The following is a 25,368-nucleotide window of genomic DNA, read 5'->3' as shown; positions in this document are numbered from 1 at the left end:
ATGGCGGAAAAAAGACCCCGTTCGCTGCGAATAAAACCAGCAATATTTACTGAAAACAGATGCAGGAACCCAAGCTTGCTTTACAATGGGCGGGCGCAGATGGGGCAACGTCAGATAAGGAATAAGATGGCAACACTCAAAGATATCGCAACCGAAGCGGGTGTCTCACTGGCGACGGTTTCACGGGTATTAAACGACGATCCGACCCTGAACGTGAAAGAAGAGACCAAGCACCGTATCCTGGAGATTGCGGAGAAGCTGGAATATAAAAGCAGCAGTTCGCGTAAGGCGCAGGTTCATGCCGTGGGCCATCACCATATTCTGGCGCTCTACAGCTACCAGCAGGATCTGGAGATTAACGATCCTTACTATCTGGCAATCCGCCACGGGATTGAAACCCAGTGCGAAAAACTGGGGATCGAGCTGACCAACTGCTACCTCAACAGCGCGCTACCCGAACTGAAAAAAGCCACCGGCGTACTGATCGTCGGCAAGCCTTCCCGCGCCATTCGCGAAGCCGCCACCGCGCTGACCGACAATATCTGCTTTATCGATTTTCATGAGCCAGACAGCAGTTACGATGCGGTGGATATCGATCTGGTGCGCATCGCCAAAGAGGTGATCGACTTCTTTATCGCCCAGGGGGCTTCACGCATTGGCTTTATCGGTGGCCAGGATGAACCCGGCAAAGCCGATATCCGCGAAATGGCATTCGTTGAGTACGGACAGCTAAAAGGCGTGGTCTCACAGGGTGATATCTGGCGCGGCGGTTTCTCCAGCTCGTCGGGCTATGAGCTGGCGAAAACAATGCTGGCTCAGGAAGACTACCCGATGGCGCTATTTGTCGCCTCGGACTCGATTGCCATCGGCGTCCTGCGCGCCATTCACGAACGCGGCCTGTCGATACCTGAAGATATCTCGTTAATCAGCGTGAATGATATTCCGACCGCGCGTTTCACCTTCCCGCCACTGTCGACCGTGCGCATCCACTCAGAAATGATGGGAAGCCAGGGGGTGAACCTGCTGTACGAAAAAGCCCGCGATGGCCGGGCGTTACCGCTGAACGTCTTTGTCCCCAGCGTCCTGAAGCTGCGCGGCACCACCCGATAACACCCTCTTCGCGCGAAACTTCCCCGGCGGCACCAGGCCGGCCGGGGAGACTTCCTCTACGTCCATCCCGGCGTAAATGCGGTAAAATTCCGCTCCCCGGTATTTTCTGATTTGCACGTTCGCCCCCCTCTGACAACGCTCATTTTGTGATCGAGTTAAAGTAAATCATCCCCGCCCATTTTATTTAGTAAAAGTTTTACTAAAATAGACGTATTACATCAGATCCGTACAGGGAGGCGATATGAATCGCTGGGAAAATCTTCAACTGACTCATGAAAACAGGCTGCCGCCGCGAGCGTATTTCTTCTCTTACGATACGCTGGCGCAGGCGCGCACCTTTGTCCGCGAAACCAGCAGCCGCTTTTTATCGCTTAGCGGGCAATGGAACTTCCGCTTCTTCACGCACCCGCTGCTGGTTCCGGAGGCGTTCACCCGCGAATATATCGCGGGCTGGGGTCCGATCACCGTGCCGGGAATGTGGCAGATGGAAGGCCACGGGCAGCTTCAGTATACCGATGAAGGTTTTCCCTTCCCGATTGACGTGCCGTACGTACCAACTGACAACCCAACCGGCGCCTATCAGCGCATCTTCACCCTCGGCGACGGCTGGAAGGGTAAGCAGACCCTGATTAAGTTCGACGGCGTCGAGACCTACTTCGAAGTCTACGTCAACGGCCAGTATATTGGCTTCAGCAAAGGCAGTCGTCTGACCGCCGAGTTTGATATCAGCGCGGCGGTGAAAACCGGTGATAACCTGCTGTGCGTGCGGGTAATGCAGTGGGCAGACTCCACCTATATTGAAGACCAGGATATGTGGTGGATGGCGGGGATCTTCCGCGATGTCTACCTGGTGGGTAAAAATCCACTTCACGTGCAGGACTTTACCGTACGTACTGATTTTAATGACGATTACCGCGACGCCACCCTCTCCTGCCAGCTGGTGCTGGAAAATCTGAGCGGCCGGCCTGCCGATGTCAGCGTGGAATATACTCTGTTTGATGGCGACAGCGCGCTGTATCAGGGTACCACCGGTCGCCTGACGGTCGGGCAATCGCTGGAGAGCGGTTTCACCATTGATGTCACCGCCCCGCAGCAGTGGTCGGCGGAGAATCCCTGGCTCTATCATCTGGTGATGACGGTGAAAAACGCCGCCGGTGAAGTGCTCGAAATCATCCCGCAGCGCGTCGGTTTTCGCGACATTAAGGTGCGCAATGGCCTGTTCTATATCAACAACCATTACGTGATGCTCCATGGCGTCAACCGTCACGACAACGACCATCTGAAAGGCCGCGCCGTCGGGATGGATCGCGTCGAAAAAGATCTGCTGTTAATGAAGCAGCACAATATCAACTCGGTGCGCACCGCCCACTATCCAAACGATCCGCGCTTTTATGAGCTGTGCGATATTTACGGCCTGTTTGTGATGGCGGAAACCGACGTGGAGTCCCATGGTTTCGCCAACGTCGGCAACCTGAGCCGCATTACCGATGACCCAGGCTGGGAGCACGTATACGTTGAGCGCATCGTGCGACACGTACACGCGCAGAAAAACCACCCGTCAATCATCATCTGGTCTCTGGGGAATGAATCCGGCTACGGCTGTAACATTCGCGCGATGTATCACGCCACCAAAGCGCTGGATGATACCCGCCTGGTGCACTACGAAGAGGACCGCGACGCCGAAGTCGTCGATATCATCTCGACCATGTATACCCGCGTACCGCTGATGAATGAGTTCGGCGAGCACCCGCACGAGAAGCCGCGCATTATCTGCGAATATGCCCACGCCATGGGTAACGGCCCGGGCGGGCTGACCGAATACCAGAACGTTTTTTACCAGCACGACAGCATTCAGGGCCACTACGTGTGGGAGTGGTGCGATCACGGTATTCAGGCCACCGATGAGAACGGTGCAGTATGGTACAAATTCGGCGGCGACTATGGCGACTACCCGAACAACTATAACTTCTGCCTCGACGGCCTGATCTTCTCCGATCAAACCCCTGGACCGGGTTTAAGGGAGTACAAGCAGGTTATTGCGCCGGTCAAGGTGCAGGCGACGGATATCCATCGCGGCGAACTGCGCATCGAGAACAAACTGTGGTTCTCCACCCTCGACGATTACACCCTGCGCATTGAAGTGCGCGCCGAAGGGGAAACGCTGTCGACTCAGACGATAAAAGTTCGCGATCTGCCGCCGAACAGCGGTCGTGATATCACGATTGCGCTGCCCGAACTGGATGCGCGTGAAACATTCGTCAACGTCATCGTCACCAAAGATTCCCGGACCTTGTATAGCGAAGCCAACCACGATATTGCCGTGTATCAGTTCCCGCTAAAGGCGCAGACAGCGGCAAAAACGACGCTCGCCAATGCCAGCGCAACGCCGCTGCAGATTGCTGACGAACGTCTGAGCTACACCCTGACCGGGCATAATTTCCGCGTCGAATTCTCTAAACTCAGCGGCAAACTGACCCGCTGGCTGATTAATGGCTGCGAGCAGGTGACCCGTGAGCCGAAGATTAACTTCTTCAAACCGATGATTGATAACCATAAACAGGAATATGAGGGGCTGTGGCAGCCGAACCATCTGCACATCATGCAGGAGCATCTGCGGGAGTTCAGCGTTGAACAGCAGGGCGAGACCGTTATCGTCACTACGCGGACGATTATCGCGCCGCCGGTTTTTGATTTCGGGATGCGCTGTACCTATCGCTGGCAGATCACGCCACAGGGCCATATCAACGTTGAACTGCAGGGCGAGCGCTACGGCGACTACCCGCATATCGTTCCGTGCATCGGCTTTATGATGGGGATTAACGGTCAGTTTGAGCAGGTCAATTATTACGGTCGCGGGCCAGGAGAGAACTACGCCGATAGCCAGCAGAGCAATATTATCGATGTCTGGCGTACCAGCGTTGACGACATGTTTGAGAACTACCCGTTCCCACAGAATAACGGCAACCGTCAGCACGTACGCTGGGCGTCATTTACCAACCGCCACGGCAGCGGTTTGCTGGTGGTTCCGCGTGCGCCGTTGAACGTCAGCGCCTGGCACTACACGGCAGAAAATCTGCACGCAGCCCAGCACTGCAACGAACTCCAGCGCAGCGACGACATCACGCTGAACATCGACGCCCGGTTGCTCGGCCTTGGCTCCAACTCCTGGGGCAGCGAAGTTCTGGATAGCTGGCGCGTCTGGCTCACCCCCTTCAACTATGGCTTTACGCTGCTGCCGCTGGAAGGCGGATGCGGCTCCTCGCAGGTGCTGGCGAACCATGACTTCGGCGCCGGTTTCTTTTCCCCCGTTTCACACAGCGAGGCTGAAAAATGAGAATTCTTGATAATTTAGAACAATTTAAGCAGATCTATCACAGCGGACGTAAATGGCAGCGCTGCGTGGAAGCCATTAATAACATCGAAAACATTCGCCCTGGCGTGGCCCATTCGATCGGGGACTCACTCTCCTATCGCGTGGAAAATGACAGCACCACCGATGCGCTGTTTGCCGGCCATCGCCGCTACTTCGAGGTGCATTACTACCTGCAGGGACAGCAAAAGATCGAGTTTGCCGCGAAAGCACAGCTGCAAACCGTAGCCTGCTACCGGGATGAGACGGATCGCGAATACCTGAAAGGCCTCGGTGAGACCGTCCAGGTGCATGAAGGACAGATGGTGATTTGTGATAACGATGAGGCCTACCGTTTTATCAGCGAAACGCCGGTCAAAAAAGTGGTGCTCAAAGTAACGATTGAAGACGGCTATTTCCTGAATAAGTAGTGCAGTCCTCAGCAATACCCAAGGTCAGCGGGATACCCGCTGACCTGACCGTTTCCAGCCCAGAATACGGGCTACATGATTTCCCGGAGGACTTATGTCCGAATCAGTTCGCGCCAAAATAGGCAAATTCGCCCTGCTGTCGATGGCCTTCACCGCCGTGTTTAACGTGCGGAACATCATCAATAACAACATTGAGCTAGGGTTGAGTTCCGCCCCGATCTTCCTGTTTGCCACGGTGGTCTATTTCATCCCCTTTGTCTTTATCATCGCCGAATTTGTCTCGGCCAATAAGCATTCCGAATCGGGCATGTATGCCTGGCTGAAACAGCCGTTAGGGTCACGGGCGGCCTATCTCGGCTCGTTCCTGTACTGGTTCGTGAACCTGTTCTTTTTCATTTCGCTACTGCCCAACGTCGTGGCCTATGCCTCATACGCCGTGATGGGGTACGCCATTCCCTTCTCCCCGATGGTCACCTCAATGATCTCCATCGTGCTGTTCGCCATGGCAACCCACATCTCGACTAAAGGGGCGACGTGGCTGGGGAGAATTTCCGAGTGCGTGGCCTACGGCGTCTTCGCGCTGTTTGCTATCTACGTCGTCGGCGCCTTTACCGCATTAAGTTCTGGCCACGTCCCGGCACAGCCGATTACGCTCTCCGCCATGGAGCCGACCATCAACTGGGCCACGCTGGGCATCATGTGCTGGATTTTCCAGGCCGCAGGCGGCGCAGAAACCGTGGCAGCCTATCTGAACGATACCAAGGGCGGCCAGAAATCGTTTATCAAAGTCATTATCTCCGCTGGCGTATTGATTGGCGGCATGTATGCGCTGGGCTCGCTGCTGGTCAACGTGTTCGTCGCACGTGAAGATTTGACCTACGCCGGTGGGATGGTGGAAATCTTTACCGGACTGGGAGCTTACTTCCATATTCCTGAGCTGCTGATGGGCCGCTTTGTCGGGGTTATTTTGTTTATCGCCATCTTCGGTAGCATGATGATGTGGACCGCGGCACCGGTAAAAATCCACTTCTCTGAAATTCCGGCCGGCATCTACGGCGAGAAAACCACCGAACTGAATGCGCATGGCGTACCGGTACGCGCCGCATGGTGGCAGTTCCTGTTCGTCTTCCTGATGCTTATCGTTAACGGCTTCGGCTCCGCCAGCGTGCAGCAGATGATGAATACGGCCATTAATCTGACCGCCGGCACTGCAATGCTGCCGCCGCTGTTTATTATGGTGGCCTACTTTGTTCTACGCTGGAAACACGATGATACCCCGCGCGAGTTCCGCATGGGCTCGCGCAAGGTCGGCATGGGCATCGTCTCTATGCTGATTGTTATCTTTGTGGTCAGCATGACGGCTTCCGCCTTCCCGGCGGGTGTCGACCTGGTTAACGCCTTCTTTATCAACGTCTTCATGACCGCCGTCTTCTCAGGCCTTGCCTGGTGGTGGATCACCCGCTTTGAGAAAAAACAGCAGCAGCGCCAGAAAGCGTCGGCTGCGACGGCACCGGGTATCTCCAGATAACGTGTCGCGTTCTCCCGCCAGCGCTTGTCCCGCTGGCGGGATTTTTTCTACCTGTCATTACGTAACGCTCAGCTTTTTCGTGATCGAGTTAAAGCAACCGGGTTTTATTTCTGTTATTTACTAAAACTTTTACTAAAATTAACTTCACTACTTAACTACCTCTGTCTTACAAACAACACAACCCCCTTCGGCATCCTCTGAAGGACAATGTGTGGAGATGTGTTATGTCTGATACCAAACGTAATACCATCGGTAAGTTCGGCCTGCTGTCGCTGACCTTCGCCGCCGTTTACAGTTTTAATAACGTTATCAATAACAATATCGAATTAGGACTGGCATCGGCGCCGATGTTTTTCCTCGCCACCTTGTTCTACTTCATCCCGTTTTGCCTGATCATTGCGGAATTCGTGTCACTGAATAAAACCTCTGAAGCGGGGGTCTATGCTTGGGTCAAAAGCTCGCTGGGCGGCCGTTGGGCGTTTATTACCGCCTATACCTACTGGTTCGTGAACCTGTTCTTTTTTACTTCCCTGCTGCCACGCGTTATTGCCTACGCCTCGTACGCCTTTTTAGGCTACGAGTACATTCTGACCCCTGTGGCAACAACGGTGCTAAGCATGGCGCTGTTCGCCTTCTCCACATGGGTTTCTACCAACGGCGCGAAAATGCTGGGGCCGATAACTTCCGTAACCTCATCATTGATGCTGCTGCTGACGCTCTCCTATATTTTACTGGCGGGAACCGCGCTGGTCGGCGGCGTACAGCCGGCGGACCCAATTACCGTCGAAGCGATGATCCCGAATTTTAACTGGGCGTTCCTTGGGATAACCACCTGGATCTTTATGGCGGCCGGCGGGGCAGAGTCCGTTGCGGTCTACGTAAATGACGTCAAAGGCGGTTCGAAATCCTTTGTCAAAGTGATAATCCTTGCCGGGATTGTGATTGGCGTACTGTATTCTGTCTCTTCAGTACTGATTAACGTTTTCGTCAGCAGCAAAGAGCTGAAATTTACCGGCGGTTCAGTGCAGGTGTTCCACGGCCTGGCAGCGTACTTTGGCCTGCCTGAAATCATGATGAACCGCTTCGTCGGCCTCGTCTCCTTTACCGCCATGTTCGGCTCGCTGCTGATGTGGACCGCGACGCCGGTGAAGATCTTCTTCTCCGAAATCCCCGAAGGCATTTTCGGCAAGAAGACCGTTGAGCTGAACAAAAATGGCGTACCGGCTCGCGCAGCATGGATTCAGTTCCTGATCGTCATCCCGTTAATGATTATTCCGATGCTGGGTTCCAACACCGTTCAGGAATTAATGAATACCATCATTAATATGACCGCTGCCGCCTCCATGCTGCCACCGCTGTTTATTATGCTGGCGTACCTTAACCTGCGCCGTAAACTGGATCACCTGCCGCGCGATTTCAAAATGGGCTCACGAACGACCGGTATCGTTGTCGTCTCAATGCTGATTGTTATTTTCACTATCGGCTTTATCGCCTCTACCTTCCCGACCGGCGGCAATATCATGACGATTATTTTCTATAACGTCGGCGGAATCGTCATTTTCCTTGGATTTGCATGGTGGAAATACAGCAAATACGTCAAAGGATTAACCCAGAAAGAGCGGGAAACGGAAGCTGCGCCAGCCTCAAATATTTCTTAAGACACCTAAAAATCATTCTAAAAATATAAACAACAATACATCTGAAAACGTTATGAAAAATAATAATTCGCTGTACGGGGCACTCGCTGCCCTCGCTTTTTGCTGCCCGGCTATTGCCGCTGAAATCGCCCATCCGGCGGAGCATGATGATACAAAAACGCCAGAAATGACCTCTCCGTCATTCCGTTTTTATGGCGAGATGGGCCTCGGCGGATATATGGATTTAGAAGGTGAAAATAAACATAAGTATAGCGACGGGACCTATATTGAAGGGGGTCTGGAAATAAAGCACGGCCACTGGTTCGGTTTAATTTACGGCGAAGGCTGGACGGTACAGGCGGACAGCCAGGGCAACGCCTGGGAGCCCGGCCACAGCTGGGGCGGGTTTGAAGGCGGGATAAACCGGTTTTATGGCGGCTATAAAACTGATGATAGCACCGAGATCATGCTCAGCCTGCGCCAGGACTCGTCGCTGGATGACCTGCAGTGGTGGGCCGATTTTACGCCGGACCTGGGGTACGTTATCCCCAATACCCGCGACATCATGTACGCCCTCAAGGTGCAAAACCTGGCCGGAGAATTGCGCTACAGCATCACCGCTACGCCGGCCGGACATCATGACGAGAGCAAAGCCTGGCTGCACTTTGGCAAATATGACCGCTACGACGATAAATATACCTATCCGGCAATGGTCAACGGCTATATCCAGTACGACCTGACCAAAGAGGTCACCTGGATGAACGGCCTGGAAGTGACCGACGGCACCGGGCAGCTATTTTTAACCGGTATTCTCTCACCCAACCTCGCCGCCCGCGCCTGGCACCATACCGGCCGCGCTAAAGGCCTGAACGTCCCCGGAAGCGAAACCGGGTTTATGGCCAGCGCAATGTATGAAGCATTAAAAGGCTTTTACCTTTCAACCGCATACAGCTACGCCAGACACCGCCCGGATCGTGCCGCCGAAGAGACCACCTCGTTTATGCAATTCGGTATCTGGTACGAATATGGCGGCGGCCGTTTTGCCACCGCCGCCGACAGCCGTTTTTATATGAAAAATGCTTCTGGCGATCCGGCCGATCAGGTCTTCCTGATGCAATATTTCTACTGGTAAGAAGGGATATAAATACCATGAATATCACCACCCGTTTCACGCCGCTGGCCTGTGCGCTGCTACTGAGTTTTTCCGCCCACGCGGTCACCGCCGATGCGTTTAAAAACGTCATCAACCGGACCGGTTCGCCACAGTACATGCATGATTTTGACCACGATGACCACCAGCGTTTTAACCCGTTTTTCGATCTCGGTGCGTGGCACGGACATCTGCTTCCGGATGGCCCGGCAACCATGGGCGGCTTCCCCGGCCCGGCGCTGCTGACGGAAGAGTACATCAACTTTATGGCCACCAGCTTCGACCGACTGACGGTCTATCAGAACGGTCAAAAAGTGGCCTTCACCCTTCAGGCCTGGAGTCTGCCCGGCGCGCTGGTACAGACGCTAACCGCCCCCGGCGTACGCGTAGTCATGACCCTGCGCTTTGCCAGCCCGCACACCTCGCTGCTGGAGACCAAAATCACCAGCAATACGCCGCTCACCCTGGTATGGGACGGCGCGCTGCTGGAAAAACTGGAAGCCAAAGAGGGAAAACCACTCTCGGATAAGACCATCGACGGCGCATTCCCGGATTATCAGCGCCGCCTGACGGCAACCCACGACGGACTGACGGTGAGCTTCGGCAAGGTACGCGCCGCTTCTGACCTGATGACCTCCGGTGAGTCGCAGTATCAGATCCATAAGTCCCTGCCGGCCGAGACCAAAATCGACGGCCACCGCTTTACCAGCACGGCCAAAATCAGCGGCTCCACGACGATTTACACAACCTATTCGCATCTGCTGACCGCGGAGCAGGTGCGAACGGAGAAAGCACAGATCCGCGATATCCTCGCTCGCCCGGCGTTCTACCTGAACGCGTCGCAGCAGCGCTGGGACGGCTATCTGCAAAAAGGGCTGACTAACCCGGATGCGACCGCCAAACAGACCCGGGTGGCGGTTAAGGCTATCGAAACGCTTAACGGTAACTGGCGCGCGCCGGGCGGCGCAGTGCAGCACAATACTGTCACTCCGTCGGTCACCGGGCGCTGGTTCTCCGGCAATCAGACCTGGCCCTGGGATACCTGGAAACAGGCTTACGCCATGGCGCACTTTAACCCCGAGATCGCCAAAGAGAATATTCGCGCGGTCTTCTCCTGGCAGATTCAGGCCAACGACAAGGTACGCCCGCAGGACGTCGGCTTCGTCCCGGACCTCATCGCCTGGAACCTGAGCCCAGAGCGCGGCGGCGATGGTACTAACTGGAATGAGCGCAATACCAAGCCAAGCCTGGCCGCCTGGTCGGTGATGGAGGTCTATCGCGTCACCAAAGATAAAGCGTGGCTACAGGAGATGTATCCGAAGCTGGTGGCCTATCACGACTGGTGGCTACGCAATCGCGATCATAACGGCAACGGCGTGCCAGAGTACGGTGCCACTCGCGATAAAGCCCATAATACCGCCAACGGCGCGATGCTGTTTACGCTCAAAAAAGGCGACAACGAGGAGACACTTTCTGGCCTGAAAACCTATGAAGCCGTCACCCGCAAGGGGGATTATGACAGCCTGGAGATCCCGGCGCAGGTCGCCGCGTCCTGGGAGTCAGGGCGCGATGATGCGGCGGTGTTCGGCTTTATCGATAAAGATCAGCTGGATAAGTATGTGGCCAACGGCGGCAAGCGCAGTGACTGGACGGTCAACTTTGCCGAAAACCGCGATAAACAAGGACATCTGCTGGGCTATTCACTGTTACAGGAGTCGGTTGATCAGGCCAGCTATATGTACAGCGACAACCACTATCTGGCGGAGATGGCGACCCTTCTAGGTAAACCCGATGAGGCGAAACGCTACCGGGCGCTGGCACAGAAGCTGGCGGACTATATCAACACCTGTATGTTCGACCCGCAGACCTCGTTCTATTACGACATTCGGATCGAAGAAAAGCCGCTGGCCAACGGCTGCGCCGGGAAGCCGATTGTCGAACGCGGCAAAGGCCCGGAAGGCTGGTCGCCGCTGTTTAACGGCGCGGCAACCCAGCAGCACGCCGATGGGGTGATCAGCGTGATGCTCGATGCCAAAGAGTTCAATACCTTCGTACCGCTGGGTACCGCCGCATTAACCAACCCGGCATTTGGCCCGGATATTTACTGGCGCGGCCGCGTGTGGGTGGATCAGTTCTGGTTTGGCCTCAAAGGCATGGCACGCTACGGTCATCGTGAAGAAGCACTCAAGCTGGCGGATACCTTCTTTAAGCACGCCAAAGGACTCACCTCCGACGGCCCGATTCAGGAGAACTACAACCCGCTGACCGGCGCCCAGCAAGGCGCGCCCAACTTCTCCTGGAGCGCCGCGCATTTGTATATGTTGTATAACGATTTTTTCAGGAAACCGTAGTCCATTAATGCCCGGTGGCGCTACGCTTACCGGGCCTACGGGATTTGACTCGTAGGCACGGTAATGTCTACACCTCCGGCAGCAACCCCACGAAACTGCGTTTCTTACGCGGTTCCGACATCATCTCGTCGAGCTTTTCCACGCAGGTCAGGTAGTGCGGGGTTTTCTTATGCGCCAGCACCGCCTCATCATCTTTATAGGCTTCATAGATAAAAAAACGGGTCTTCACCTCCGGGTCCTGCAGCACGTCAAATCGCAGGTTGCCCGGCTCTTTCAGCGCCCCTTCATGGTTAGCCCGAAAGACGTCAAGAAACTCCGCCACCCGCTCTGGCCTGATATTAATCTCCACCAGCGTCACGTTCATTTTTGCTCTCCCTGTTTCTCTTCCTGCCAGAACTGATACGCCTCGCGGGCGCTCATATTCTCATGGACCACTTTTTTCACCGCCTTTAACATCGCCCGCGGCGCGCTGGACTGGAAGATATTGCGCCCCATATCGACGCCGGATGCCCCCTGGTCAAGCGCCCGCCAGCACATCTCCAGCGCTTCATGTTCCGGCAGTTTTTTGCCTCCGGCGATCACAATCGGCACCGGGCAGCTGGCGGTGACTTTTTCAAACCCCTCGTCGACAAAATAGGTTTTGACAAACTGCGCCCCCATCTCAGCAGCAATGCGGCTGGCAAGCGAGAAGTAGCGGGCGTCGCGGGTCATCTCTTTCCCCACGCCGGTCACCGCCAGCACCGGCATACCGTAGCGGTTGCCCGCATCCACCAGCTTAATGATGTTATTGATCGACTGGTGTTCGTACTCGCTGCCGATATAGACCTGCGCCGCCACCGCGCAGACGTTGAGGCGCAGAGCATCCTCCATCGCCACGGCAACGCACTCGTTGGAGAGCTCGCTAAGAATAGAATTACCGCCGGAGGCGCGCAGCACCACCGGTTTGTTGGTCGCCGCCGGCACCTGGCTGCGTAGCACGCCGCGGGTACACATCAGCACGTCGGTCTCCTCAAACAGCGGAGCAATAGAGAGATCGATACGTTCAAGCCCGGTGGTCGGCCCCTGGAAGTAGCCATGATCGAAAGCCAGCATGACCGTGCGGTTGCTCTGCGGATTAAAGATACGCGCCAGCCGGGACTGCATCCCCCACTCCAGTGAACCACAGCCTTTCAACGTATAGAGCGTATTCTTCTGCGGCCGGTCAAAGCCGAAGTCTTTTCCCTCTTTGATATCGTCTAAATCTGCCATCTCGTCCTCCATCAGAAGTCGTAGTTATTGATGTTCTCTTTGGTGAACACCACGCGCTCCGGCAGCAGTACGATACCGTTGCCTTTCGCTTCATACTGGTAGCCCTGCACGCTGTTTGGCTCGACCTTCAGCGTGCCGATATCTTTGATGTCCACGCTATCGCCAACGTTAAGATCGCCTTTTTTCAGCAGCCGATCGGCGACGTTCACCGCAATTTTTCCCTGCTGTACCACATCCCACAGGCCGAAGGCTTTTACCGTGCCGCGCTCGACGTAGGGGCGCATCACATTCGGCGTGCTGAAGCCGACAATCGCCACGCCCTGGCGCTTGAGGTTCTCTGCCGCCTGCGCGGCGGCCGGCAGCGCGTTGGCGTCAGGGGCGATAATGGCGTCGAGATCCGGATACGCTTTTAAGATCCCCTCGGCGGTTTGCAGCGATTTAGTGGCGTCGTTATAGCCGAACTGGGTGGTCACCACCTCCCACTGCGGATGCTCTTTTTCGATTTTGGCTTTCGCCTCTTTCACCCACTGGTTCTGGTCGGTCACCGTCGGGCTGGAGTAGAAAAATGCCACTTTAGCGGCGGGCTTCGTCACCTGTTTTTCCGCCATCTCAACCAGCAGGCCGCCCAGCTGCTGCGGAGTCCCCTGGTTGATGTAGATGCTGCGGCACTCGGGTTTGGTATCGGAGTCCCAGGTCAGAACCTTCACGCCGCGCTGCATCGCCCGCTTCAGCGCCGGACACAGGCCATCCGGCGACACCGCCGAGACGATAATCGCGTTGTAGCCCTGATTGACGAAGTTGTTGATTAGCTGCACCTGGCCGGACACGCTGGGTTCGGTCGGACCGTCGTAGGTCACGTCCACCGCCAACGCTTTGCCGGCCTCTTTCGCGCCGTTGCCGCCGCTGGTAAAGAAGCCCACGCCGACCAGCTTAGGAATAAAAGCGATGCGGTCAGCCGCCTGAGCCACCGCGACACTCATGGCCAGCGCCAGGGCACTGATTTGCAGGATATGTTTTGCTTTCATCTTGTTATGCTCCGATTGTTTTACGCGAGAGAAGACGCCGCCAGGCCATCCGCACCCATTCGCGGTGCAGGCTCAGCGAACGCCCCATCACCACCACAACCAACAGCGCCCCTGACAGCGCGCTCGACACCTGGTTGGGGATGCCGACCATCTGTAAACCCTGTTGCAGGTACCCCACCAGCAGTGCCGCCAGCGCCGTACCGAGTATCGAACCCGACCCGCCATAAATATTCGCTCCGCCGAGCACGGCAGCGGTCAGCGCCGGCATCAGCAGATCGCGGCCTAAATCCGAACGCGCCGAACCGAAATAGGAGACCAGAATCAACGCGGCGATTGCCGACGCCACGCCCACCAGGCCATACAGCACGTAGGGCATACCGTTGACCGACAGCGCGGCATAGCGTGCTGCTCTGGGATTTTGTCCAAGTAAAAAGAGGTGGCGGCCAAACCGCCCGCGATGGGTCAACAGCCAGAAAAAAAAGGTGATGATGGCAAACATCACCAGCGGCAGCGGTAGGCCAAATAGCGTCAGGTTGGCAAAAGCAGTAAAGCTATCGGGAAAGCCGCCAATCCCTTCATAGCCCGTCGCCCCGGCCATTCCCGAAAGCAGCAGCGCCCCGCCGCCGTAGAGATACAGCGTGCCGAGAGTAATCACCAGCGGACTGATGCCGGTGTAGTGAATCAGCGCAGCATTCACCAGGCCGCACAGCAGCCCAATGGCAAGGGTGAGCGGAATCGCCAGCCCCAGCGGCCAGCCCGCCTGCATCATTACCCCCAGCGCGATGGCGCACAGGCCAATGGTGGAGCCGAGGGAAATATCAATACCGCCGCTGATGATCACCAGGGTCAGCGGCAGTGCGACAATACCAATACAGATAAAGTCGCTGGTACTAAACAGCAGCATGTTGATATCCAGCATGCGCGGATTGATCGCCCCAAACAGCAGAATCTCCAGCACCAGTAATGCCAGCAGCGCGCTTTCCCAGTTAAGTTTCATCTACGCCACCTCTTTGTTTTTACGTTTTTCGAACGGGGTGACATGCTTTCCCCCTTTGTTGCCGGGCTGAAAACGGCTGTACTTCAGCGCCCGCTGATGCCGCGCCAGCGCCTGGCGCAGCCGTCCGTCGAGCACCAGTACGCCCAGCAGAACGAGGCCGGCGATAAAGTCGTTCCACCATGCCGGCAGCCGCAGCAGCACCAGTACGGTATCGATTTGAGTGAGGAAAAAGGCGCCGAGAAAAGCGCCGACGAGGGTTCCGGTCCCGCCGAGCAGCGAGATCCCGCCCAGCACGCAGGCGGCGATCGCTTTCATCTCCAGTCCGCTACCGGTCTGGTTGGGGACAAAGCCAATCTGCGCGGCAAAGACGATCCCGGCGCAGGCCGCCAGCATGCCGTTAAGCGTAAAGGCCAGCATCCGCGTGCGGTTGACCGCGACGCCCAGCTGACGCGCGGCGGCCAGGTTATCGCCCACGGCGTAAAAATCGCGACCAAAGGCGGTGCGTGCCAGCAGCCAGGTCCCGCTCAGCAGCAGCGCCAGCACCAGCCAACCCAGCGGCGATACGCCGATAAAGAACGGTTCAGAGAGCGACTTCAGACTATCGGGCAGCCCCTCGATCCACTTGCCTCCGGTCCACAGCAGCATCATTCCGCGATACAACCCCAGGGTGCCGAGCGTCGCGACAATCGCCGGAATGCGCAGGCCAACCACCAGCAGGCCGTTGAAGGCCCCCGCCAGTGCGCCAATCGCCAGCGCAAAGACAATCGCCGCCGTCAGGCCATAGCCACCGTTGAGCGCGGCACCGACCGCAATCGCGCTCAGGCCGACCGTCGAGCCGACGGAGACGTCAATATTGCGGGTCAGCATGACCAGCGTCGCCCCCAGCGCCAGCAGACAGAGGATTTGCGAACTGGCAAAAATCATCGCCAGAATTTGCAGGTTGAACCAGGCCGGGTTGAGCGCAATCAGCAGCGCAAAGAGCGCCAGAATCGCCAGCAACGCGCTCAGCTCGCGGTTTCGGAGTAACGTTTTCATGACTGCCCTCCAAAGGCCAGGGTCATCATGCGATCGACGGTGACCGCCTGTCGCAGCAGTTCCCCGCTCTGCCGGCCCTGGTGCATAACCACCACCCGGTCGGCCAGCCCGACAAACTCATCCAGATCGCTTGATATCATCAGCACCGCCACGTTTTGCGCGGCGACGCTTTTCAGCAGTTGATAGATATCGGCCCGGGCGGAAACATCCACGCCGCGCGTCGGTTCATCGACAATCAGCAGCAGCGGATTGGCCTCCAGACAGCGGGCCAGCAGCACCTTTTGCTGATTGCCGCCGGAGAGCGTGCGCACGGTCTGATCGCTGTGATTGAGTTTGATGCCCAGCGCCCGGTGGTAACGCTCCACCACCGCCGCTTCGCGCTGGCGCTGCTGCCACCACGATGGCTGGTTAAACATCACCGTGTTCCAGCGCACCGGGGCATCGAGAAACAGCCCGGAGACCTGCCGATCTTCCGGCAGATAAACCAGCCCGCTGGCGAGCCGCGCGCGCGTGCTGTCGCGACTGATATCGCGGTTTTCCAGCCATATCCGGCCGGCCCGCGACGGGCGCAGGCCGTAGAGCGTCTCGGCAAATTCGGTGCGCCCGGATCCCACCAGCCCGGCGAGGCCAACGATCTCCCCGGCATGGATCTCCAGACTGAGATCGATAAAGCCTTCACCGGTCAGATCGTCCACCCGCAGCACCGGGAAATCCTGCGGCTGGGTGCGGCGATTCCCCGGCAGCGCCAGCCATAGCTTCTGGGTATCGCTAAGATCGTGTCCGCGAGCGGCGGGGGTCATTGCATCGATCAGCTGCGCGTCGCTGTAGCTCGCCGTGTCGCCGTTCAGCACCACCGCGCCGTCGCGCATGACCGAGATATGGCTGGCGATCTGACGGATCTCCGGCAGCTTGTGCGAGATAAACACGATACCGACGCCGAGATCCTGCAGAGCGCGGATCTGACGAAACAACCGATCCGTCTCCCCGGGCGTTAACGAGGCGGTGGGTTCATCGAGGATCAGGATCTGCGCATCGCGCATCAGACCGCGCAGGATCTCCACCATTTGCTGATCCGCCACTTCCAGCGTCCCGGCCACCGCCTCCAGATTGAGCTGGCAGTTCAACTGCCGCAGCGTCTCCTGCAGCCGCCCGTTGTTATCGGGCCGTCCGGGCAGGCGGAAAAGAATGTTTTCCCGAACCGTCAGATTAGGAAACAGCATCGGTTCCTGGGGAACAAGGTAAACGCCCAGTTGATGAGCCAGCGCCGGGTTGAGACGCGCAAAAGCGCGGCCGCCAAGAATGAGTTCACCCTCGTCGGGCGTTTCCACCCCGGCGATAATCTTCATCAGCGTCGATTTTCCCGCGCCATTACCGCCCATCAGCGCATGCACCTGGCCGGAAAAGAGCGTGAAATCAATGCCCTTTAATACGGCGATGCCGGAGAACTGTTTGCGAATCTGACGGGCTTCAAGCAGTGGCTTCATCATCGCGCCTCGTATGAACAAATGATTTTTTAATTTAATAATGTTCAAAAGCGTAGACGGTGAACTATATTTACAACCGTGCAAAGATCACAGTTTCATGCTTTAGATCGTTGGAAAAAACCTGCAAACAATGAAAGATCGGTTTTGCCGGGCGGCTCACACTTTCCGACCGCGCAATAACGAACATATGATCTAAATTTTTATAAGAGTTCACTTTATGAGCGAAAAACGCATTACGGAAGAGAGCCGCTACGCGGGCCTGGCGTTAGCCGAAGAGGAGCTGGTGGCGCGGGTAGCCTGGTGTTACTACCACGACGGATTGACGCAGAACGATATCGGCGAGCGCCTGGGGCTGCCGCGGTTAAAGATCTCCCGCCTGCTGGAGAAAGGCCGCCAGTCCGGGGTGATCCGCGTGCAGATCAACTCCCGCTATGAAGGGTGTCTGGCGCTGGAAACCGAGCTGCAACAGCGTTTTGACCTGAAGATTGCCCGCGTGCTGCCGGCGCTCAATACGCCACCGATGAATACGCGGCTGGGGATCGGCGCGGCGCAATCGCTGATGGGGGTACTGGAACCTGGGCAGCTGCTGGCGGTGGGGTTTGGTGAAGCCACCATGAGCTGTCTGCAGCACCTGAGCGGGTTTATCAGTTCGCAGCAGGTGCGGCTGGTGACGCTTTCCGGCGGCGTGGGCCCCTATATGACCGGTATCGGCCAGCTGGACGCCGCCTGTCGCGTCAGCATCATTCCGGCGCCGCTGCGGGTCTCTTCGGCCGACGTGGCTGACATTCTGCGTCGGGAGTCGAGCGTCCGGGATGTGATTCTGGCGGCCACCGCGGCGGATGCTGCGGTCGTGGGGATCGGCGCCATCGACCAGCGCCGCGACGCAACCATCCTGCGCTCCGGCTACATCAGCGAAGGCGAACAGTTGATGTATGCGCGTAAAGGCGCGGTGGGCGACATTTTAGGTTATTTCCTGCAGGCCGACGGCAGGCGGGTTGAGGATCTGGAGATTCACCGGGAATTACTCGGCGTCACCCTCGACGAGCTGGCGCAGCTGCCGACCATCGTCGGCGTTGCCGGTGGCACGGAAAAAGCGCAGGCGATTTATGCCGCCCTGACGGGCAAACGCATCAATGGCCTGGTAACGGAAGAGACAACAGCACGCGCGGTGCTCACGCTGGCCTCCTGATGGCCCTGCGCCGCGCAACAACCGCGAGGCGCATGTCATGAGTTACCTGTTAGCGTTAGATGCCGGGACCGGCAGTATTCGGGCGGTGATTTTCGATCTCAGCGGCCACCAGGTCGCGGTCGGTCAGGCGGAATGGAAGCACCTGAGCGTGGAAAATGTTCCCGGCTCAATGGAGTTTGACCTCACCACCAACTGGCTGCTGGCCTGCCAGTGTATCCGCCAGGCGCTGGCCGCCGCGCACCTTCAGGCGGCCGATATTCAGTCCGTCGCCTGCTGTTCCATGCGTGAAGGCATCGTCCTGTACGACCGCAACGGCGAGGCTATCTGGGCCTGCGCCAACGTCGATGCCCGCGCCAGCCGCGAAGTCTCGGAGCTTAAAGAGATCCATGATTATCAGTTTGAATCGGAAGTCTATGATGTCTCGGGCCAGACGCTGGCACTAAGCGCCATGCCGCGCCTGCTGTGGCTGGCTCACCATCGCCCGGATATTTACCGTCAGGCTGCCACCATTACGATGATTAGCGACTGGCTGGCGGCAAAACTCTCCGGCGAGCTGGCCGTTGACCCATCCAATGCCGGTACCACCGGAATGCTCGACCTGTTCAGCCGCGACTGGCGCCCGGCGCTGCTCGATATGGCCGGGCTGCGTGCGGATCTGCTCTCGCCGGTCAAAGAGACCGGCACTCCGCTCGGCGCGGTGACCGATACGGCAGCGCAGCAGTGCGGACTCCGTGCCGGCACGCCGGTGATCATGGGCGGCGGCGATGTACAGCTTGGCTGCCTGGGTCTGGGGGTGGTACGCGCCGGCCAAAGCGCGGTGCTGGGGGGAACCTTCTGGCAGCAGGTGGTGAACCTGCCGGAGGTCCGCACCGATCCACAGATGAATATCCGCATCAACCCGCACGTCATACCCGGCATGGCGCAGGCCGAGTCGATCAGCTTCTTTACCGGCCTGACCATGCGCTGGTTCCGCGATGCTTTTTGCGCCGAAGAGAAGCTGGTTGCCGAACGCCTGGGGGTGGATGCGTATGCTCTGCTCGAAGAGATGGCCAGCCGCGTACCGGCAGGTTCCCACGGCGTGATGCCGATTTTCTCCGATGCCATGCACTTTAAGCAGTGGTATCACGCCGCGCCGTCGTTTATTAACCTCTCCATCGATGCGGAAAAATGCAACAAGGCCACTCTGTTCCGCGCCCTGGAGGAGAACGCAGCGATTGTCTCTGCCTGTAACCTGGCGCAAATCTCCCGCTTCTCCGGCGTGACGTTCGACAGCCTGGTGTTCGCCGGAGGCGGCTCGAAAGGAGCATTATGGAGCCAGATTCTCAGCGATGTCACCGGCTTGCCGGTGCGGGTCCCGGCTGTGCGCGAAGCCACGGCGCTGGGCTGCGCGATCGCCGCCGGAACCGGCGCCGGCCTGTACAGCGATATGGCCAGCACGGGTGAGAAGCTGGTGAGCTGGCATCGGGTGTTTACCCCCAATCCGGCGCACCGCGAACTGTACCAGGGGATGATGGAGAAATGGCAATCGGTCTATGCCGACCAGCTCGGGCTGGTCGACAGCGGGCTGACCACCTCGATGTGGCAGGCGCCAGGCCTTGAGCGGCGCCCACCTGTCGTTCCGGCCCCCTGACCCTCCACGGAACGTCTGTCCCAGGTGCAAAATCCCCTCTTCCCTTCGAGGAGGGGAACTTCCCGTCACCGTTATTTGAATCCCATCACAATCACCGCACGCCCTTTTTCACTTTTCGCTGACGACGGCTAAATTAGTAACTCATCCGACCACATAACAATAATGTTACATATAAGAGACTGGAAGCCATTATGAGCTACTACCCGTCGTTATTCGCCCCGCTCGACCTGGGGTTCACCCAGTTGAAAAACCGCGTGCTGATGGGTTCCATGCACACCGGGTTGGAAGAACATGCCGACGGCGCGCAACGGCTGGCGGCCTTTTACGCCGAACGCGCGCGTCACGGCGTGGCGCTGATTGTCACCGGCGGGATTGCGCCAGTGGATTCCGGCGTCACGATGGCCGGCGGCGCGGTGCTCGATGATGCCCGCCATCTGGCGCACCATCGGCATATTACCGATGCGGTTCATCGCGAAGGGGGCAAAATCGCCCTGCAAATTTTGCATACCGGCCGCTACAGCTATCAGCCGCGGCCGGTGGCTCCGTCGGCATTGCAGGCGCCGATTAACCGCTTTACCCCGCATGCGCTAAGCCATGATGAGATCCTGCAGCTGATCGCCGATTTTGCCCACTGCGCGCAGCTGGCCCGGGAGGCCGGCTATGATGGCGTCGAAGTGATGGGGTCAGAGGGCTATTTAATCAACGAATTCCTCGCCGCGCGCACCAACCAGCGTGACGACCAGTGGGGCGGCGATTACGCCCGGCGCATGCGCTTTGCCGTAGAAGTCGTGCGTGCGGTACGCGAACGGGCTGGCCACGATTTTATTATTATCTACCGCCTGTCGATGCTCGACCTGGTCAACGACGGCAGTACGCTGCCGGAAGTGATTGAGCTGGCGCAGGCCATCGAGGCGGCAGGCGCGACCCTCATCAACACCGGTATCGGCTGGCACGAAGCGCGTATTCCGACCATTGCGACACCGGTACCGCGCGGCGCCTTCAGCTGGGTCACCCGGAAACTGAAAGGTGCGGTGTCGATCCCCCTGGTCACCACTAACCGTATCAACGATCCTGACGTCGCGGATGCGATCCTCGCCCGCGGCGACGCCGATATGGTGTCAATGGCCCGGCCGTTTCTGGCCGACGGCGAGTTCCTTTCCAAAGCTCAAAGCGGGCGCGCCGATGAGATCAATACCTGTATCGGCTGTAACCAGGCCTGCCTGGATCAGATCTTTGCCGGTAAAGTGACCTCTTGTCTGGTCAATCCGCGGGCCTGCCACGAAACTCTGATGCCGGTTACGCCTGCTGTCGGGCCAAAGCGCCTGGCCGTTGTGGGCGCAGGCCCTGCCGGCCTGGCCTTTGCCGTAAATGCCGCCGCGCGCGGCCACTCGGTCACCCTGTTTGATGCCCAGCAGGAGATTGGCGGGCAGTTTAATATCGCCAAACAGATCCCCGGCAAAGAGGAGTTTTACGAAACGCTGCGCTACTACCGGCGCATGCTGGATCTGCACGGCGTTAACCTGCAGCTGGGCCAGCAGGTCACGGCGGATCGTTTGCTGGACTTTGACGAAACGATCCTCGCCACCGGGATCGCCCCGCGAATGCCGGAGATCGCCGGAATAACCCATCCGAAGGTGATGAGCTACCTCGACGTGCTGCGCGACAAGGCGCCGGTGGGTCAGAGCGTCGCGATTATCGGCTGCGGTGGGATCGGCTTTGATACCGCGATGTACCTCAGCCAGCCTGGCGTTGCCACCAGCCAGAACATCGACGCGTTCTGCGAGGAATGGGGTATTGATACGACTTTGCAGAGCGCAGGCGGACTGCGTCCGGAAGGGCCGCAGCGGGAGAAAAGCCCGCGGCGCATTGTGATGCTCCAGCGCAAGGCCGGCAAACCCGGAGATGGGTTAGGCAAGACCACCGGCTGGATCCACCGGGCTACGCTGCTGGCCCGCGGCGTCAACATGATCCCGGGAGTCAGCTATCAGAAGATCGACGATGAGGGATTACATATCACGATCGGCGGCGAGATCCGGATATTGCCGGTTGATCAGGTGATTATCTGCGCCGGTCAGGAGCCGAAGCGCGAACTGGCGGATCCGCTACGCGCGGCCGGAAAAGTCGTGCATCAGATTGGCGGGTGCGATGTCGCGATGGAGCTGGATGCTCGCCGCGCCATCGCCCAGGGAACGCGGCTCGGGCTGACCATTTAACGGCGCGGCCTGAATGACCCGCTGGCCCGGGCGACAGGCGACGACGATTGCTATCGCGCAGCCTGTCGCCCGACGAATGCGATCAGCGGATCTTGCGTACCTTCACCGCCTTCAACACCACAAATTTATTGTTGGTGGCGACGGTGGCGCAGTTACCGAAAATTTTCTTCAGCTTGTGGAAGTAATCCAGATGACGGTTGGCCACGATATACAGCTCACCGTTGATCTTCAGGCAGCGGCGCGCGTGGTGGAACATCTCCCAGGCGATATTATCGGTTAACGCGTGTTTCTGGTGGAAAGGCGGGTTGCACAACACGGCGTTGAAGCGGAAAGGCTCAACGCCGGACAGCGCGTTGTTAATCATAAACTCGCAGCGATCCAGCGCCTCGGGCATGTTGGTTTCCACGTTCAGACGACTGGAGGCGACGGCCATCGGCGACTCATCGACGAACACCACGTTAGCCTGCGGGTTCTTCTCCAGCAGCGTCAGGCCAATCACTCCGTTACCACAGCCCAGATCGACAATCTCGCCTTCAAGATCCGACGGCAGGTGTTCGATAAAGAAACGCGCGCCAATATCCAGCCCGGTGCGGGAGAACACGTTCGCGTGGTTGTGAATAGTCCAGTCGGTCCCTTCCAGCTTCCAGCTCAGCGTCTGCGGCGCATCGGCAAGCGCCGGTTCGCTGAACGTACAGTTGATCAGGCGGGCTTTCTTCCAGGCCAGGGTGGTGGTGGTCGGCCCCAGCACTTTCTCAAACAGCTCCAGCGTAGAAGTATGGATATCACGCGCCTTTGCGCCGGCGATGATACGGGTTTGCGGCGTCACGACCTGGCGCAGCGCGCGCAGCTGCTGCTCGAGCAAGGCCAGCGTTTTCGGAACTTTAATCAGAACAACGCCTGGCGCCGACGGATACTCCGCGGTGCTGTCGAGAAACTTGACGCTGGATTCCGCGATATCGTTATGGCGTAAATTCTCACGCGTCGCGAGCTCGGTGAGGTAAGAGTCACCGATGCTAAACGGCGTATGCTCCGCCAGCGCGCAGCTCAGTGCGCCAAAGGTATCGTTGAAAATCAGGACCGGGCCGTTAATCTCCGTGTCATCCAACTGCTGCAGCAGATATTCATCCGCCGCTTCCCACGCCAGTAGCGGGTTAACGTCATCCGTTTCCGGAAAACGTTTTAGTGTCAGTGAACGGAAACCGTTGTCTAAGTGGCTCATCGGCCCTCCTGAGTGGTAAAATTTCGGCGTTATCCCTGAAAGGGTGCGTGAGTATACCCTTTTTATACACAAAATCATTCAAGATGCGCCGATGCAGCCTGAAGGAGGATGTGAAGATCTTTTATCTGGAGCTGTCATGAGTCAACTCACTTACCTGCAGGGCTATCCGGAGAATTTACTTTCTCAGGTCCGCACATTGATTGCCGAGCAGCGCCTGGGGGCGGTTCTGCAGAAGCGCTATCCGGAAGGTCACGACGTCAATAACGATAAGGCGCTGTATCAGTACACGCAGGATCTGAAAACCCGCTATTTACGCGGCGCGGCGCCGATCAACAAGGTGATGTACGACAGCAAGATCCACGTCTTGAATAATGCGCTCGGCCTGCATACCGCGATTTCGCGGGTCCAGGGCGGTAAGCTGAAAGCAAAAGCCGAAATCAGAGTGGCCACGGTGTTCCGCGAAGCGCCGGAGGCGTTTTTACGTATGATTGTGGTGCATGAGCTGGCGCACCTTAAGGAGAAGGAGCATAACAAAGCCTTCTATCAACTCTGTTGCTATATGGAGCCGCAGTACCACCAGCTGGAGTTCGATACCCGTCTGTGGCTAACGCATCTTTCGTTAAATCGTTCTGCGTAGTCGCGCACTGGTTTTGTCATGGTGGCATGTTAGAGTGACCAAAGGTTCCCTTTAACGGAGTTCGTCAACGTTTATGATACGTTTCGCAGTTGTTGGCACAAACTGGATAACAAAACAGTTTGTCGATGCCGCCCATGAAACGGGCAAGTATAAACTCACCGCGATTTACTCTCGCAGCCTTGAACAGGCGCAGGCCTTTGCGAGCGATTATCCCGTCGACCAGCTGTTTACGTCGCTGGACGATCTGGCGCAAAGCGATGCTGTCGACGCGGTTTACATTGCCAGCCCGAACTCCCTGCACTTCCCGCAAACGCAGCTGTTCCTCAACCATAAAAAGCACGTGATTTGTGAAAAACCGCTGGCCTCAAACCTGCGGGAAGTCGAAGACGCCATTCGGATCGCTCACGAAAACCAGGTGGTGCTGTTCGAAGCCTTCAAAACCGCCAGCCTGCCAAATTTTCTGCTGCTGCAGCAGTCGCTCGGTAAGGCAGGCAAACTGCACAAAGCGTTTTTCAACTACTGCCAGTACTCCTCCCGCTATCAGCGCTATCTCGACGGTGAGAACCCGAACACCTTTAACCCGGCCTTCTCCAACGGCTCGATTATGGATATCGGCTTCTATTGTCTGGCCTCGGCGGTGGCGCTGTGGGGCGAACCGCGCGCGGTTCACGCCAGCGCCAGCCTGCTGGACAGCGGCGTTGATGCCCAGGGTACCGTGATCCTCAGCTACGCCGGTTTTGACGTCACCCTGCACCACTCTAAAGTGAGCGACTCCACGCTACCAAGCGAAATTCAGGGTGAAGCCGGCGCGCTGGTGATCGAAAAAATCTCCGAGTGCCAGAAGCTCTCTTTCATCCCACGCGGTGGGAAGGCTCAGGATCTGACGCAGCCACAGCATATCAATACTATGCTGTACGAGGCGGAGGCGTTTGCGCATCTGGTGGAGAACAACCAGGTTGTTCACCCGGGGCTGGAAGTCAGCCGTATTACGGCCAGACTGCTGAGCGAAATTCGCCGTCAGACCGGCGTCGTATTCCCGGCCGATGGTCCGCAGGGGGCGTAAAAGAGTGTAAAGAGGCCGTCAGCAACCATTGACGCCCTTTATGACTTGTCATATTTTGTTACGCGCAAAGGG

At 57.6% G+C, this 25,368-nt stretch carries 19 protein-coding genes; 12 read left to right on the top strand and 7 right to left on the bottom strand.

Annotated elements, in window-relative coordinates:
* Positions 1–126 precede the first annotated feature (126 nt).
* From ebgR to ygjK, 7 genes are all read left to right on the top strand, one after another.
* Positions 127–1,110 (top strand): transcriptional regulator EbgR, encoded by a 984-nt coding sequence (ebgR, locus tag OQV00_RS03230; RefSeq protein ID WP_064359229.1) that lies wholly within the window; start codon positions 127–129, stop codon positions 1,108–1,110.
* A gap of 241 nt (positions 1,111–1,351) precedes the next feature.
* Positions 1,352–4,444 carry a beta-galactosidase subunit alpha gene (gene ebgA / locus OQV00_RS03225; protein WP_266279829.1) on the top strand — a complete coding sequence of 1,031 codons (3,093 nt, stop codon included), beginning with the start codon at positions 1,352–1,354 and terminating at the stop codon, positions 4,442–4,444.
* Positions 4,441–4,890, top strand: coding sequence for a beta-galactosidase subunit beta (locus tag OQV00_RS03220; RefSeq protein ID WP_064359231.1), 450 nt, complete (start codon positions 4,441–4,443; stop codon positions 4,888–4,890). Before ebgA ends, OQV00_RS03220 begins: the two co-directional genes overlap by 4 nt.
* A 94-nt stretch (positions 4,891–4,984) precedes the next feature.
* Positions 4,985–6,418 (top strand): amino acid permease, encoded by a 1,434-nt coding sequence (locus tag OQV00_RS03215; RefSeq protein ID WP_266279827.1) that lies wholly within the window; start codon positions 4,985–4,987, stop codon positions 6,416–6,418.
* A 224-nt stretch (positions 6,419–6,642) separates the two neighbouring features.
* The gene (locus OQV00_RS03210) at positions 6,643–8,076 is read left to right on the top strand and encodes an amino acid permease (RefSeq protein WP_064359233.1); all 1,434 of its coding nucleotides are present in this window, start codon (positions 6,643–6,645) and stop codon (positions 8,074–8,076) included.
* A gap of 52 nt (positions 8,077–8,128) precedes the next feature.
* Positions 8,129–9,187: a protein YgjJ gene (gene ygjJ, locus OQV00_RS03205; RefSeq protein WP_065907104.1), complete on the top strand. Its 1,059-nt coding sequence runs from the start codon at positions 8,129–8,131 to the stop codon at positions 9,185–9,187.
* 17 nt (positions 9,188–9,204) lie between these two features.
* Positions 9,205–11,556 carry an alpha-glucosidase gene (ygjK, locus tag OQV00_RS03200; RefSeq protein WP_266279825.1) on the top strand — a complete coding sequence of 784 codons (2,352 nt, stop codon included), beginning with the start codon at positions 9,205–9,207 and terminating at the stop codon, positions 11,554–11,556.
* 67 nt (positions 11,557–11,623) lie between these two features.
* Here the strand turns inward: ygjK and lsrG are convergent, their stop codons facing one another.
* From lsrG to lsrA, 6 genes are read right to left on the bottom strand one after another with little or no spacing between them, the layout of a single operon-like run.
* Entirely contained in the window at positions 11,624–11,920 is a 297-nt protein-coding gene (gene lsrG / locus OQV00_RS03195) for a (4S)-4-hydroxy-5-phosphonooxypentane-2,3-dione isomerase (RefSeq protein ID WP_064359236.1), read from the bottom strand.
* Positions 11,917–12,804 carry a 3-hydroxy-5-phosphonooxypentane-2,4-dione thiolase gene (lsrF, locus tag OQV00_RS03190; protein ID WP_004867885.1) on the bottom strand — a complete coding sequence of 296 codons (888 nt, stop codon included), beginning with the start codon at positions 12,802–12,804 and terminating at the stop codon, positions 11,917–11,919. Before lsrF ends, lsrG begins: the two co-directional genes overlap by 4 nt.
* A gap of 11 nt (positions 12,805–12,815) precedes the next feature.
* Complete coding sequence (gene lsrB / locus OQV00_RS03185) at positions 12,816–13,829, bottom strand: autoinducer 2 ABC transporter substrate-binding protein LsrB (protein WP_004867888.1); 1,014 nt, start codon at positions 13,827–13,829, stop codon at positions 12,816–12,818.
* A gap of 4 nt (positions 13,830–13,833) precedes the next feature.
* Positions 13,834–14,826 (bottom strand): autoinducer 2 ABC transporter permease LsrD, encoded by a 993-nt coding sequence (gene lsrD / locus OQV00_RS03180; RefSeq protein ID WP_004867891.1) that lies wholly within the window; start codon positions 14,824–14,826, stop codon positions 13,834–13,836.
* Positions 14,827–15,861 carry an autoinducer 2 ABC transporter permease LsrC gene (lsrC, locus tag OQV00_RS03175; protein WP_004867893.1) on the bottom strand — a complete coding sequence of 345 codons (1,035 nt, stop codon included), beginning with the start codon at positions 15,859–15,861 and terminating at the stop codon, positions 14,827–14,829.
* Positions 15,858–17,345 (bottom strand): autoinducer 2 ABC transporter ATP-binding protein LsrA, encoded by a 1,488-nt coding sequence (lsrA, locus tag OQV00_RS03170; protein ID WP_004867895.1) that lies wholly within the window; start codon positions 17,343–17,345, stop codon positions 15,858–15,860. Before lsrA ends, lsrC begins: the two co-directional genes overlap by 4 nt.
* 217 nt (positions 17,346–17,562) lie before the next feature.
* On the opposite strand from lsrA, the gene lsrR reads away from it, so the two are divergent.
* The 3 genes from lsrR (at position 17,563) to OQV00_RS03155 (ending at position 22,377) form a co-directional block, all read left to right on the top strand.
* On the top strand, positions 17,563–18,534 hold the full coding sequence (lsrR, locus tag OQV00_RS03165; RefSeq protein WP_004867898.1) for a transcriptional regulator LsrR: 972 nt from the start codon (positions 17,563–17,565) through the stop codon (positions 18,532–18,534).
* A gap of 37 nt (positions 18,535–18,571) precedes the next feature.
* Positions 18,572–20,164 carry an autoinducer-2 kinase gene (lsrK, locus tag OQV00_RS03160; protein ID WP_044346711.1) on the top strand — a complete coding sequence of 531 codons (1,593 nt, stop codon included), beginning with the start codon at positions 18,572–18,574 and terminating at the stop codon, positions 20,162–20,164.
* Between the two features lie 191 nt (positions 20,165–20,355).
* Positions 20,356–22,377, top strand: coding sequence for an NADPH-dependent 2,4-dienoyl-CoA reductase (locus OQV00_RS03155; protein WP_266279822.1), 2,022 nt, complete (start codon positions 20,356–20,358; stop codon positions 22,375–22,377).
* Positions 22,378–22,459: 82 nt separating this feature from the next.
* On the opposite strand, the gene rlmG is transcribed toward OQV00_RS03155, so the two are convergent.
* Entirely contained in the window at positions 22,460–23,596 is a 1,137-nt protein-coding gene (gene rlmG / locus OQV00_RS03150) for a 23S rRNA (guanine(1835)-N(2))-methyltransferase RlmG (protein WP_015585685.1), read from the bottom strand.
* A 136-nt stretch (positions 23,597–23,732) separates the two neighbouring features.
* Here rlmG and OQV00_RS03145 point away from each other — a divergent pair, with 136 nt between their 5' ends.
* Both OQV00_RS03145 and OQV00_RS03140 read left to right on the top strand, forming a co-directional pair.
* Positions 23,733–24,233 carry a M48 metallopeptidase family protein gene (locus OQV00_RS03145; protein WP_032718272.1) on the top strand — a complete coding sequence of 167 codons (501 nt, stop codon included), beginning with the start codon at positions 23,733–23,735 and terminating at the stop codon, positions 24,231–24,233.
* A gap of 73 nt (positions 24,234–24,306) precedes the next feature.
* Positions 24,307–25,296, top strand: coding sequence for a Gfo/Idh/MocA family protein (locus OQV00_RS03140; protein WP_015585683.1), 990 nt, complete (start codon positions 24,307–24,309; stop codon positions 25,294–25,296).
* Positions 25,297–25,368 lie beyond the last annotated feature (72 nt).

It is taken from the genome of Klebsiella sp. DY2415 (genome assembly GCF_026314315.1).
Taxonomy (GTDB): domain Bacteria; phylum Pseudomonadota; class Gammaproteobacteria; order Enterobacterales; family Enterobacteriaceae; genus Klebsiella; species Klebsiella ornithinolytica.
Note: the sequence above shows the minus strand (reverse complement) of the source record. Positions and strands in the feature narration are given on the sequence as shown.